This is a genomic window from Blastomonas ursincola (genome assembly GCF_013607875.1).
In the GTDB taxonomy this organism is placed as follows: domain Bacteria; phylum Pseudomonadota; class Alphaproteobacteria; order Sphingomonadales; family Sphingomonadaceae; genus Blastomonas; species Blastomonas ursincola.
The window spans coordinates 1,004,571-1,017,232 of the sequence record NZ_VDES01000002.1 but is presented as its reverse complement, the minus strand read 5'-3'; the positions used below and the strand labels follow the sequence as shown (position 1 = coordinate 1,017,232).

The 12,662-nt window shown below is 64.8% G+C and carries 13 protein-coding genes; 4 read left to right on the top strand and 9 right to left on the bottom strand.

Annotated elements, in window-relative coordinates; genetic code table 11:
• Positions 1 to 20: 20 nt before the first annotated feature.
• The 9 genes from FG486_RS11015 to ffh all read right to left on the bottom strand — a co-directional run bounded on the left by FG486_RS11015 (position 21) and on the right by ffh (position 7,439).
• Positions 21 to 1,046 carry an aspartate-semialdehyde dehydrogenase gene (locus tag FG486_RS11015; RefSeq protein ID WP_023836467.1) on the bottom strand — a complete coding sequence of 342 codons (1,026 nt, stop codon included), beginning with the start codon at positions 1,044 to 1,046 and terminating at the stop codon, positions 21 to 23.
• Positions 1,047 to 1,196: 150 nt separating this feature from the next.
• Complete coding sequence (locus tag FG486_RS11010; RefSeq protein WP_181267520.1) at positions 1,197 to 3,050, bottom strand: 2OG-Fe(II) oxygenase family protein; 1,854 nt, start codon at positions 3,048 to 3,050, stop codon at positions 1,197 to 1,199.
• Between the two features lie 94 nt (positions 3,051 to 3,144).
• A complete protein-coding gene (gene rplS, locus FG486_RS11005; protein ID WP_066278664.1) occupies positions 3,145 to 3,534 on the bottom strand; it encodes a 50S ribosomal protein L19 in 390 nt (129 codons plus the stop codon).
• A 10-nt stretch (positions 3,535 to 3,544) separates the two neighbouring features.
• The gene (gene trmD / locus FG486_RS11000; protein ID WP_066278667.1) at positions 3,545 to 4,276 is read right to left on the bottom strand and encodes a tRNA (guanosine(37)-N1)-methyltransferase TrmD; all 732 of its coding nucleotides are present in this window, start codon (positions 4,274 to 4,276) and stop codon (positions 3,545 to 3,547) included.
• Positions 4,273 to 4,656, bottom strand: a complete 384-nt coding sequence (locus tag FG486_RS10995; RefSeq protein ID WP_066278670.1) for a type II toxin-antitoxin system VapC family toxin — start codon at positions 4,654 to 4,656, stop codon at positions 4,273 to 4,275. The genes trmD and FG486_RS10995 overlap by 4 nt, the downstream gene beginning before the upstream one ends.
• Positions 4,653 to 4,907, bottom strand: coding sequence for an AbrB/MazE/SpoVT family DNA-binding domain-containing protein (locus tag FG486_RS10990; protein ID WP_066278673.1), 255 nt, complete (start codon positions 4,905 to 4,907; stop codon positions 4,653 to 4,655). The genes FG486_RS10995 and FG486_RS10990 overlap by 4 nt, the downstream gene beginning before the upstream one ends.
• A gap of 31 nt (positions 4,908 to 4,938) precedes the next feature.
• Entirely contained in the window at positions 4,939 to 5,412 is a 474-nt protein-coding gene (gene rimM / locus FG486_RS10985; RefSeq protein ID WP_181267519.1) for a ribosome maturation factor RimM, read from the bottom strand.
• Positions 5,413 to 5,462: 50 nt separating this feature from the next.
• Positions 5,463 to 5,891, bottom strand: a complete 429-nt coding sequence (gene rpsP, locus FG486_RS10980) for a 30S ribosomal protein S16 (RefSeq protein ID WP_060977137.1) — start codon at positions 5,889 to 5,891, stop codon at positions 5,463 to 5,465.
• A gap of 39 nt (positions 5,892 to 5,930) precedes the next feature.
• Positions 5,931 to 7,439: a signal recognition particle protein gene (gene ffh, locus FG486_RS10975; RefSeq protein ID WP_181267518.1), complete on the bottom strand. Its 1,509-nt coding sequence runs from the start codon at positions 7,437 to 7,439 to the stop codon at positions 5,931 to 5,933.
• Positions 7,440 to 7,856: 417 nt separating this feature from the next.
• Here ffh and FG486_RS10970 point away from each other — a divergent pair, with 417 nt between their 5' ends.
• From FG486_RS10970 to ftsY, 4 genes are read left to right on the top strand one after another with little or no spacing between them, the layout of a single operon-like run.
• Positions 7,857 to 9,545: an EAL domain-containing protein gene (locus FG486_RS10970; protein ID WP_181267517.1), complete on the top strand. Its 1,689-nt coding sequence runs from the start codon at positions 7,857 to 7,859 to the stop codon at positions 9,543 to 9,545.
• A 41-nt stretch (positions 9,546 to 9,586) separates the two neighbouring features.
• Positions 9,587 to 10,381 (top strand): diaminopimelate epimerase, encoded by a 795-nt coding sequence (gene dapF, locus FG486_RS10965; protein WP_181267516.1) that lies wholly within the window; start codon positions 9,587 to 9,589, stop codon positions 10,379 to 10,381.
• Between the two features lie 5 nt (positions 10,382 to 10,386).
• Positions 10,387 to 11,739, top strand: a complete 1,353-nt coding sequence (mtaB, locus tag FG486_RS10960) for a tRNA (N(6)-L-threonylcarbamoyladenosine(37)-C(2))-methylthiotransferase MtaB (protein ID WP_181267515.1) — start codon at positions 10,387 to 10,389, stop codon at positions 11,737 to 11,739.
• Positions 11,736 to 12,662: a signal recognition particle-docking protein FtsY gene (gene ftsY, locus FG486_RS10955; RefSeq protein WP_023836455.1), complete on the top strand. Its 927-nt coding sequence runs from the start codon at positions 11,736 to 11,738 to the stop codon at positions 12,660 to 12,662. The genes mtaB and ftsY overlap by 4 nt, the downstream gene beginning before the upstream one ends.

The following is a 12,662-nucleotide window of genomic DNA, read 5'->3' as shown; positions in this document are numbered from 1 at the left end:
GGCCTCCCGTCCCGGCATCGTCAGCCCTTCTTGAGATGCCTGCGGCCAAGCAGTTCGGCGATCTGCACCGCGTTGAGCGCGGCACCCTTGCGAAGGTTGTCCGACACGCACCACAGCGAGATGCCGTTCTCGACCGTGCTGTCGTCGCGCACGCGGCTGATATAGGTCGCGCCATCGCCGACGCACTCGACCGGCGTCACGTATCCGCCGTCCTCGCGCTTGTCGACGAGCATGATGCCCGGGGCCTCGCGCAGGATTTTCTGCGCATCCTCGGCGGAAAGCTCGTTCTCGAACTCGATATTCACCGCTTCCGAATGGCCGACGAACACCGGTACGCGCACGCAGGTCGCGGTCAGCTTGATCTTGGGATCGAGGATCTTCTTGGTCTCGACCACCATCTTCCACTCTTCCTTGGTCGAACCATCGTCCAGGAACACGTCGATATGCGGAATGATGTTGAACGCGATCTGCTTGGTGAACTTCTTAGGCTCGGCGCTGTCGCCGACAAAGATGTTGCGCGACTGCTCGAACAGTTCGTCCATGCCTTCCTTGCCCGCGCCCGACACCGACTGATAGGTGGCGACGACGACGCGCTTGATGGTCGCGGCATCGTGCAGCGGCTTCAGCGCGACGACAAGCTGTGCGGTCGAGCAATTGGGGTTGGCGATGATGTTGCGCTGCGTATAGCCGTCGATCGCATCGGGGTTCACTTCGGGCACGATCAGCGGCACGTCGGGCTCCATGCGGTAGAGCGACGAATTGTCGATCACCACACAGCCCTGCGAGGCGGCCTTGGGCGCATAGATCTTGGTCGCGGCCGAGCCTGCGGCGAACAGCGCGATGTCCCAGCCGGTGAAATCGAAATGCTCGATATTCTGGACTTTGAGCATCTTGCCGGTTTCGCCGAACTCAATCATCGATCCCGTCGAGCGCGGCGAGGCGACCGCCGCAATCTCGGCAATCGGAAACTCGCGCTCTGCCAGGATGGCGAGCATTTCGCGACCGACATTTCCGGTCGCGCCGACAACGGCAACACGATAACCCACTTGATGTAACCTCCAGTGCAAATGCACCGGCGCGCCTAGCCCGTTACCCCCGGCAATACAAGCCGCGAGTGATCCGCATGCGACAGTCTGTGGCCAACTATTTCAAATTGGCGGTTACGCGTGCAACTAAATGACGCCACGCACGAAAAATCACACCAGAATATTGTTCATCGAAAGCACCGCTTGGGGCATCGCATCAAATGCTACGGTCATGCGATGGTCGGCGCTCTCGAACGGCAACGTGCCGTGCCACAGATAGCTGGGGAAGATCACCAGACGTCCTTCGGCAGGTGCGACTATCCTGCGCGGCTCGAGATCGAGGCCGAACACGCTGTCGGGGACGCCGAACTGCAGCGCGCCCGCATTGTCGTCGCCGCGCGCGACTTCGGGCGGCAGGCTGATATAGCAAGCCGAGCTCAGCCAGCCCGCCGGATGGATATGGCTGACATGAAAGCCCTCGCTCGCCAGCCGCACCGACCAGGACCCGGCAAAGCGAATATCGTCGCCCATCCGTCCAAGGAAGGGATGATCCATGTCGAAGGACAGGTTCGCAAGCTGGCTGACGATCGCGTGATGGATCGATTGCTTGAGCCCCTGGATCGCGGGATGGCGTTTCTGGAACAGCAGGCCGCGCGTCTGCGTGCCGCCGCGAAGCGTCTGTTCCGCCGGATGCAGCTGCGTGGTGTGCAGCGCCTCGAGCACCGGCTTGAGATCGGCCAGAAAGCTCGCGATATCGCTCCAGCCCTCGGGAGCAGCAAGATCGACCGGCATCACGAACCGATCGTAATCGGCCAGCCAGGCTTCGCGCGGATCCCCCAGCAGCCGCCAGATGATCGTCAGCAACGACCAGGCGGACTGGTCGTCGCGGTTGAGCCGCGACGCTTCCAGGGCATGGACCTCGGCGGTTTTCGCGTCGCCTTGGGCCAGCAGCACATGCGCAAGGTTGAGCTGCGCACTATGGCTGTCCGGATGCGCGGCAACCAGCGATTCCAGCCGGGGCTTTGCCGCTTGCCAGTCGCGCGCGGCAATATCGGCGGTGGCGCGCAGGAACAGCATGTCGGGCGTATCGCCGAACCTCGCCAGCGCCTCGTCGGCCCAGGCCCGCATCTGATCGACTTCGCCCAGTGCCTTGGCCGTCGCGATCGCAGACAGCCATAGCGGCCTGGATTCGGGCCGGTCACCCAGGGACGCCCGATAGCCGTTCAACGCCAGCGCACTGCCCCCCTCCAGCTGAGGCAGAAGCCGGGCGAAGGTCTCGTGCGCATCGAGAAACTCGGGGAAGCGGGCGATGACATCGCGATACTGGTCGATCGCCGCGTCATAACGGCCCAGCTCAGCCAGGAGATGCGCGCGCAACGTGTGGGTCTCGGGCAGGTCGATCCGGTGCCGCAGCGCCGCTTCCACCGCCGCCAGCGCTTCCTCGTGCCGATCGGTCTCACGCAAGGACACCGCCAGATTGTGCAGCGCGCGCCGGTCGTTCGACTTGGCACCGAGCACCGCGCGAAAGCCTTCGACCGCCGCATCATGGTCGCCGCGCGCCTGCGCCAGGGTGGCGCGCAACGAGGGCAGCCGGGCATCGTCCGGCTTGACCTTGGCCAGGTTGACCAGTGCCTGCTCGGCCAGGTCGTGCTCGCCGGTCCGGATCGCCAGCACCGCCATGTCATGCCACGCGTCGACATAGCCCGGTGCAAGGGCCGCCGCGCGATCGACCGCGCGCAGCGCCTCGGCTGGATTGCCCTGGGCGTCCAGCACTTCGGCATAGAGCTTCCACAGCTGCGGAATCATCGCGTCGGTCTCGATTGCCGTAGCCAGCGCCTGGCGGGCATCGTCGAGCCTGCCGAGCGCGCGATCGATCAGCGCGCGCACGAACAGGCAATCGGGATGCGCCTGGTCGGCGGGCGGCAGGCCGTAAAAGGTCAGCCGGGCGGCAGCGGCATCGCCCGCCTTGAGCTGCGCCATCGCGCGGGGAATGATCTGCTGTGCGGGTCCGGGAGGTAATGCCATGGCGCATCCCTGCGCAAAGCTGCGCCCGAGCGCAACGAAAAAGGGCGGCCCTGCGGACCGCCCTCTTGCTTGTGTCAGACCTGTCTGAAAAGGTTCAGCCCTCGGCCGAATCCTTGGCCGGACGGTTGTCGCGACGCTCGGCGATACGAGCGCGCTTGCCGGTCAGGCCGCGCAGATAATAGAGCTTCGCACGACGCACGACACCGCGACGGACGACGGTGATCGAATCGATGTTGGGCGAATAGAGCGGGAACACGCGCTCGACGCCTTCACCGAACGAGATCTTGCGCACGGTGAAGTTGGAGCCCAGGCCCCGGTTCGAGCGTGCGATGCACACGCCTTCGTAATTCTGGACGCGGGTGCGGTCGCCTTCGACCACGCGCACGCCGACGCGAACGGTATCGCCAGCCCGGAAATCGGGGATGGACTTCTTCGACTTGAATTCCTCGATAGCTTCCGCTTCGAGCGTCTGGATAAGGTTCATCGACCTGTCCTCATGTTTTTCGCCGCGCACCAGAGGGCGACCGATCCGGAGTGCCCCCATGGCGCTCCCAAAGATCCGGCCGCCTTAGCCGTGTGATCTCCGCGGCCTGGGCTTCGCGCCAGGCCCGGATTTTCGCGTGATCCCCCGATCGCAGCACTTCGGGGATCGCACGCCCTTCCCATATCTGAGGTCGGGTGTAGTGCGGATATTCGAGCAAACCGTTCTCGAACGATTCTTCGTCTCCGCTAGAAGACGCGCCCATTACATCGGGCAATAGCCGAACGCAAGCGTCAAGCAGCACCAAAGCCCCGGTTTCTCCGCCCGAAAGCACGTAATCGCCGATCGAAATCTCCTCGATCGGGCGCGCCTCGAACAATCGCTGGTCGAATCCTTCGAATCGCCCGCAAAGGATCGTCACGCCCGGCCCTGCCGCGAGCTGGCGCACGCGCGCCTGTGTGAGCGGCGCCCCGCGCGGCGTCATCGCGATCACGGGGGCTTGCGGGGAGCGTTCGAGCGCGTGATCGACAGCGCTGGCGAGCACATCGGCGCGCAGCACCATCCCTGCCCCGCCGCCGGCTGGCGTATCGTCGACACTGCGGTGCTTGTCGGTCGCGAAGTCGCGGATCTGGATGGCATCGAGCGACCACCGCCCTTCGCTGAGCGCGCGCCCGGCGAGGCTATGACCCAGCGGCCCGGGGAACATCTCGGGATAGAGCGTGAGGACTTGGGCGGCGAAGGTCATTGGGTCCAGTTCTCGACCTTCAGGCCGGGAATATCGGCGAAATCGCCTTCGTTGTTGGTCACGACGGTTGCGCCGATGCTCAGCGCATGCGCGGCCAGCAGCCGGTCGAAACGGGCGCGCTTGAAAGGCAGCTGTGCATAGGCTCGAGCGGCTGCCTCATCGAAGGGCTGAATGGGCACCGCTGCCACAAATGCTGCCAATGCTTGCGGGGTCGGGGGTTTCCCCATCGCCATTCCTAAAACTATTTCGGCGTAGCTGATCGCTGACAAACCTATAGATCCTGGGCTCAACTGCGCCAATCTTTGGCGGAGCGGGGGGTGCTGGCCCGTCGTGGCAAATATCGCGGAATCGGAATCAATCAAATACTCGATCTGGCTCATGATTTGGTTTCACTGGGCCGAGGATCGAAATCTTCCCTGGGCGAAGGCACATGAACCATTGGGGCAGCCTTGCCCCAAAAGCTGCTCACATCAATCTTGGCAGTCGTTAGAGGGATGGGCTCGATCGTCAGCTTCCCGTCCTCATCGGTAACCGTCCACTCGCGATCCGGCTCGATGCCCAGCGCGGCGGGCATGCGGATCGCGACGGAGTTGCCCGACTTGAAGCTCTTTGCCCGATATTCCTTGCCCATCAGAGCCTCCTGTATATACGTGATGTATATACTATTCCGCCCAGACCGGGTCAATGACGACGCGGGAATCGTCGATCTCGCCGGCGGTCACCGGCACCATGAAGCTCTTGCCGTCGTCGCGGACGATATCGAGCACATCGCCCGCCCCGAAATTCTCAACCGCCTGCACCTTGCCCAGCGGCTGGCCGCTTTCGGACACGACGGGCAATCCGATCAGATCGGCATGATAATATTCGTCCTCGCCCAGCGGCGGTAGCGCGGAACGGGGGACGGTGAGTTCGGTGCCGCGCGCGGCTTCTGCCGCGTTGCGGTCGGCAATTTCGGCAAAGCGCGCGATGCCGAGGTCCTTTTGCGGGCGCAGCGACTTGAGCGTCAGCGCGCCGTTGTTGAAGCTCTTGTGCGACTTCAGCGCATCGAGCCCCGAGCCGAAGAGCTTCACGCGCACCTCGCCGGTCACGCCATGCGCGCCGACGATCACGGCCAGGGTGATGGGGCGATCAGACATTGCAGAACCGGAACCGGAGTGGTCGGACAGGACCACTCCGGCTCAGTCAATCAGCCTTCAGCCTGTTCGGCAGCGGCTTCTTCAGCCGGAGCTTCTTCAGCAGCCGGAGCTTCGGCAGCGGCCTTGGCGGCTTCTTCGGCTTCAGCCAGCTTGGCGGCCTTTTCCTCGGCGCGTTCCTTGGCCTTTTCGCCCGGCTCGCCCTTCTTCGGGTTCACGGTTGCCTTGCGCTCCTTGAGGCCGGCGGCATCGAGGAAACGGGCAACACGATCGGTGGGCTGCGCGCCGACCGACAGCCAGTGCTTGGCGCGCTCTTCGTTGATCTTCACGCGCTCGCCCGAATCCTTGGCGAGCAGCGGGTTGTAGGTGCCGATCTGCTCAAGATACTTGCCGTCGCGGGGCGCGCGGCTGTTGGCGACGACGATCTTGTAATACGGGCGCTTCTTGGAACCGCCGCGCGACAGACGCATGGAAATCGACATTGTAGAACCTTACCTTTCTGATGAACTTGAAAAACGAAATCACTTCTTCTTGTTGAAATTCTGGAAACCGGGAGGAAGTCCGCCGGGAAGACCCGGAAGCCCGCCGGCAATGCCCTTGCCGCCACCCCCGCCAAGCAGCCCGGCAATGTCCTCCTCAGTCGGCATCTTGCCGCCGCCAAGGCCACCCATGCCGCCGTCTCCGCCACCACCGCCGCCACCGAACATGGCGGCGAGGCCCTTCAGTCCGCCCATCTTGCGGATCTTCTTCATCGCGCCTTCCATCTCCTGGTGCATCTTGATCACCCGGTTGACGTCCTGCACGGTGGTGCCCGATCCCTTGGCGATGCGGATCTTGCGCTTGGCGTTGAGCAGGCCGGGCTTCTCGCGCTCCTTGGGCGTCATCGATCCGATGATCGCGTCCATGTGCACCAGCACCTTGTCCTCGATGCCGCTCGCCTGCATCGCTGCCTTGGCCTTTTTCATGCCCGGCATCATGCCCGCCAGCGCGCCGAGGCCGCCCATCTTGGCCATCTGCCGCAGCTGGGTGCGCAGGTCGTTCATGTCGAACTGACCCTTGGCCATCTTGGCCGCGAGCTTGTCGGCGTCTTCCTTCTCGACCGTCGCCGCTGCCTTTTCCACCAGGCTGACAACATCGCCCATGCCCAGGATGCGGCCCGCGACACGGCCCGGATGGAACGGCTCGATCGCGTCCATCTTCTCGCCCATGCCGACGAACTTGATCGGACGGCCGGTGACCGCGCGCATCGAGAGCGCCGCACCGCCGCGGGCGTCGCCGTCCATGCGGGTCAGCACCACGCCGGTCAGCGGCACCTGATCGGAGAAGTTCTGGGCGACGTTGACCGCGTCCTGACCGGTGAGCGAGTCGACGACGAGCAGGATTTCCTTGGGCGTCGCTTCGGCGGCGACCGCCTTCATCTCGTCCATCAGCTGCTGGTCGACATGCAGACGGCCCGCGGTATCGAGCATCACGACGTCGAACGACTGCAACTTGGCCGATTGCAGCGCGCGCCGCGCGATATCGACCGGCATCTGGCCCGCGACGATCGGCAGTGTGGCGACATTGATCTGCTCGCCCAGCACCTTGAGCTGTTCCTGCGCCGCCGGACGCTGCACGTCGAGCGAGGCCATCATGACCTTCTTGCCGTGCTTTTCCTTGAGCAGCTTGGCGATCTTGGCGGTGCTGGTGGTCTTGCCCGAGCCCTGCAGACCGACCATCATGATGACGGCGGGGGGCGCGACGGCGAGGTCGAGATCGCTGGCTTCGGAGCCCAGCATCTCGGTCAGCGCGTCGTTGACGATCTTGACGACCTGCTGGCCCGGCGCGACCGACTTGAGCACCGCCTGGCCGACGGCCTGTTCGGTGACAGTGTTGATGAAATCGCGGACGACCGGAAGCGCGACATCGGCCTCGAGCAGCGCGATGCGGACCTCGCGCATAGCGGCGCGGACGTCCTCTTCCTTCAGCGCGCCGCGTCCGCGCAGCCGGTCGAACACGCCGCCAAGGCGATCAGTCAGATTATCGAACATATCCGCTTCTCCTTCTGTCCGCCCAGATGGCTGCCCGCACCGGTACGATCAAGGACACCCCGGACCGCCGCACGCCAAACGCAAAAATCGCCGGTGGGCGAAACCTCGCCGACCGGCGCGCGCATGAACCGACAAGGCGGCATAAGCGGCTGAACTGGGTGCCATGAACGCAGAACCTGCGCGCAAGGCTGACGCGCCCATAGAGCAGCTTGCCTCATTTGGCAAGCCCCGACTATCGAGCGCCGAGCAACCCTGCCGCGCCGAAGCCAGCGTTAACCGGCGGTTTACCACCACATCCCGCAGATTTCCGCGCCTCACCCCCATATTGGCGGTATTCGTATAAACACTCTTTTAACGATCCTTGCTTAGGTTGCCACCATTCGACCGGACTCCACGTCTCGGTTGAGGGGAATGATTGTGCCGCATGAGACCATCGCCAATCCGGGCAACCGCCGCACCGACGATCTGAGCGGGCGCGTCACGCGCAGCCGCGATTTCGTTGCCGGCGGTATCATGACGGCGGCCATCGTCATGTTCATCGGCACGGCCGGCAGCATCATGCCCGACGCGATCCGCCACTATAACGGCGCCGCCGTCTCGCCCAACAGCATTGCGGTCAGCGCGCTGTTGCTCAACATCGCGCTGATCATCTTCGGCTGGCGGCGCTATAGCGAACTGCATCGCGAGATCGCCCATCACAAGAATGCCGAGGAACAGGCCAAGACGCTCGCTGTTACCGATCCGCTGACCGGCTGCCTCAATCGCCGCGCGATCGGCGAGGCCACGGCCAGCCTGATCGCGCAGGCCACGCGGCGCGACATGACCGTCGCGTACCTGATGCTCGATCTCGACAACTTCAAGAATATCAACGACATCCAGGGCCATGACGCGGGCGACAAGGTCTTGGTCGAGGTGGCACGGCGGCTCAAGGCGACGATGCCCCCCAACAGCCATGTCGCACGACTGGGCGGCGACGAGTTCGCCTGCACCTTCATTTTCGACGCGGACTTCCCCGAGACCGTGCAGCGCGTTGCCGAAGACCTGATCGAGCAAGTCAGCAAGCCGATCACCGGCCCCGCCAGCAGCGGCACCGCCGAACTCACCGTCACCGCCTCGATCGGCATCGCCCGCGCCGACCAGTGCGACAACAGCCTCGACGTGCTGATGCGCCGCGCCGATATCGCGATGTACGCCAGCAAGAAGCACGGACGGAACCGCTATTGCTGGTTCGATCCGCGCATGGAGAACGAGGTCCAGTTCCGCAACAAGATCGAATCGGGCATGCGCGTGGGCATCGGCCGCGGCGAGTTCGTGCCCTATTACGAACAGCAGATCGATCTCAACACCGGCACATTGATCGGTTTCGAGGTGCTGGCGCGCTGGAATTCGCCCGAGCTCGGCCAGGTCTCACCCGACATCTTCATCCCGATCGCCGAGGATACCGGCATGATCGGCGACCTTTCCGCCTGTGTCATCCGTCAGGCGATGGAAGATGCGCGCGGCTGGGACCAGAGCCTTTCGATCTCGGTCAATATCTCGCCCGTGCAGCTGCGCGATCCGTGGCTCGCGCAGAAGATCGTCAAGCTGCTGGTCGAGACGGGCTTTCCGGCCAGCCGGCTGGAAATCGAGATCACCGAAAGCTGCCTGTTCGAGAATATGGGCCTGGCGCAGTCGATCATCGGCAGCCTCAAGAACCAGGGCGTGCGCGTCGCGCTCGACGATTTCGGCACTGGCTACAGCTCGCTGGCGCATCTGCGCGCGCTGCCGTTCGACCGGATCAAGATCGACCGCAGCTTCGTCACCTCGATGAACGAGAGCAAGGAAAGCCGTGCCATCGTCCAGACCATCGCGTTGCTGGGCGAGTCCATGGGCCTGCCGATCACCGCCGAAGGCATCGAGGATGGCGACTTGATCGCGCATCTCGCCGAGATCGGCTGCGCCAAGGGCCAGGGTTTCCATTTCGGCCAGCCGCTGTCGGTCGAACAGGCACGTCGCCTGCTGGCCGAGCGCAACCTGCTCGGCCTGGGCTGGACACCCCAGCCGGCGGTCAACGCAGAGCCCGAACAGTTCACCGAACCGCAGCTGCGCGCCGCGCGCGGCGAGTGATCGCGCTTCCCTCACGGGCGCACCCGCGTTAAAGCGCCGCCATGGCGCAACACCGCTTCCACAAGATGCATGGCCTCGGCAATGACTTCGTCATTTTCGATGCCCGCGAACACGATCTCGCCCTGAGCGGCGATCAAGCGCGCGCGCTGGCCGACCGGCATCGCGGCATCGGCTGCGACCAGCTGATTGTCATGCGCCCTTCGCAGCGCGCCGATTTCTTCATGCAGATCTTCAATCAGGATGGCAGCGAGGCCGCCGCCTGTGGCAATGCCACGCGCTGCGTCGTCGCGCTGGCGGGGCGCGACGTCACGATCGAGACCGGCGCGGGTCTGCTCGGCGGGACATTGGCCGATGGTGCCGTGACCATCGACATGGGCTTGCCCGGCCTCGACTGGAACGCCATTCCGCTGGCCTATGCCATGGACACGCTGACCATGCCGGTGGGTTGGGAAGATCTGGCCGATCCGGTCGCGGTCAGCATGGGCAATCCGCACGTCATCTTCTTCGTGGCCGATACTCATGCCGTCGAGCTCGAACGGCTGGGGCCGATGATCGAGCATGACCCGCTCTTCCCCGAACGCGTCAACGTCAATGTCGCGCATCTCGCAGACGATGGCCTGCACCTGCGCGTGTGGGAACGCGGCGCAGGGCTGACCCAGGCCTGCGGCACCGGCGCATGCGCCACCGCCGTCGCCGCGATCCGGCGCAAGCTCGTGACCGGCCCGGTGCCCGTCCACCTGCCCGGCGGCACGCTGATCATCGACTGGCAGCCTGGCGGCCATGTGCAGATGACCGGCCCCACCACCCATGTCTTTACCGGCGAGATCGACCTCTGACGATCATGGCCGATACCGCCGCCCCTGTCCTTGCCGGTCCCGAGATCATCTCGATGGGCTGCCGCCTCAACATTGCCGAGGGCGAGGCGATGCGCGCGCTGCTCAACGGGCGCGACGATGTGGTGGTGATCAACAGCTGCGCGGTGACCAACGAGGCGGTGCGCCAGACCCGTCAGGCGATCCGCAAGGCGCGCAAGGCACGGCCCGATGCGCAGCTCGTGGTCACCGGATGCGCGGCCCAGACCGACCCCGCCATGTTCGCCGCCATGCCCGAGGTCGACCGGGTGCTGGGGAATGTGGAGAAGCTTTCGTCCGGCAAATATCCCCTTCCGTTTGTCCCGAGCGAAGTCGAGGGACGTACACGCGAGGGCAGCGAAACGTCCCTCGACTTCGCTCGGGAACTCGGAGTTGTTGGCGATCGCGTGAAGGTCTCCGACATCATGTCGGTGCGCCAGACCGCGCCGCACATGGTCACCAGCTTTGCCGAACATGCCCGCGCATTCGTGGAGGTGCAGAACGGGTGCGACCATCGCTGCACCTTCTGCATCATCCCCTATGGCCGCGGGAACAGCCGATCGGTGCCCGCAGGGGCCGTCGTCGATGCGGTGCGCGCGCTGGTCGAACGCGGCTATGCCGAGGTGGTGCTGACCGGGGTAGACGTGACCAGCTATGGCCCCGACCTTCCCGGATCGCCGAGCCTCGGGCTCCTGGTCGAACGCGTGCTGAAGCTCGTGCCCGAATTGAAGCGCCTGCGCCTCTCCTCGCTCGACGGGGTGGAGGTCGACGACCGGCTGTTCGAGCTGATCACCGGTGAGCCGCGGGTGATGCCGCATGTCCACCTGTCGCTGCAATCGGGCGACGACATGATCCTCAAGCGCATGAAGCGCCGCCACAGCCGTGCGCAGGCGATCGCGCTGGTCGAACGGATGAAGGCCAGGCGGCCCGAGATCGCCATCGGCGCGGATCTGATCGCGGGCTTCCCGACCGAGGATGAGGCGATGCACGCGAACAACCTCTCGATCCTCGAGGCGTGCGATGTCGTGCACGGCCATATCTTCCCCTTTTCCCCGCGCGCGGGCACGCCTGCCGCACGGATGCCGCAGCTTGATCGCGCGCTGGTCAAGGCGCGCGCCGCCGAGATGCGCGCCGCCGCCCAGGCGCGCGCCGCGCGCTGGCGCGCCGCGCTGGTCGGATCCCGGCAACAGCTTCTGGTCGAGCGCGACGGGCGCACCGGCCATGGCGAGAATTTCGTGCGCATCACTTTGCCCGCACCCGATCCTTCCCATATCGGGCGGATCGTGCCAGTGGCGATCACGGGACAGAGCGGCGACATGCTGACAGCGGAGATTGAAACATGAGCGAGGGCAGCTGGAGCGAGCGCCTGCTGGGCGGCTTTCGCAAGACGTCCGACAAGCTGACCCAGAACCTGACGGGTCTGGTCACCAAATCGCGGCTCGACGAGGACCAGCTCGACGAGATCGAGGAAGCGCTGATCGTCAGCGATCTGGGACCGCAGATGGCGGGCAAGGTGCGCGCGCGGCTTTCCGAAGGCCGGTTCGAGCGCGGGCTCGACGAGGACGGCCTGCGCGAGATCGTCGGCGAGGAAATCGCCAAGTCGCTGCGCACCGTGGCTGAGCCGCTCGACATCATCGCCTTTCCGCGCCCGCAGGTCATATTGGTGATCGGCGTCAACGGATCGGGCAAGACCACCACGATCGCCAAGCTCGCGCATCTGTTCCAGGAACAGGATTATGGCGTGATGCTGGCGGCGGGCGATACCTTCCGCGCCGCCGCGATCGGCCAGCTCAAGGTCTGGGCCGAGCGGCTGGGCATCCCGATCGTCAGCGGCAAGGAAGGCGGCGATGCGGCGGGCATCGTGTTCGATGCGGTCAAGCAGGCGACCGCCACCGGCATCGACGTGCTGATCGTCGACACCGCAGGCCGATTGCAGAACAAGCGCGAGCTGATGGACGAACTCGCCAAGATTCGCCGCGTGCTCGGCCGCCTCAACCCCGAAGCGCCGCACGACGTCGTGTTGGTGCTCGATGCAACCAACGGGCAGAACGCCCTGTCGCAGATCGAGACCTTCAAGGAGGTCGCGGGCGTTACCGGTCTCGTGATGACCAAACTCGATGGCACCGCGCGCGGCGGCATATTGGTGGCGGCGGCCGAGAAATTCGGCCTGCCGATCCACGCGATAGGCGTGGGCGAGACGATCGACGACCTGCGTCCGTTCGATCCCGAATATCTGGCGCATGTCATCGCCGGAGGCACCAAGTGA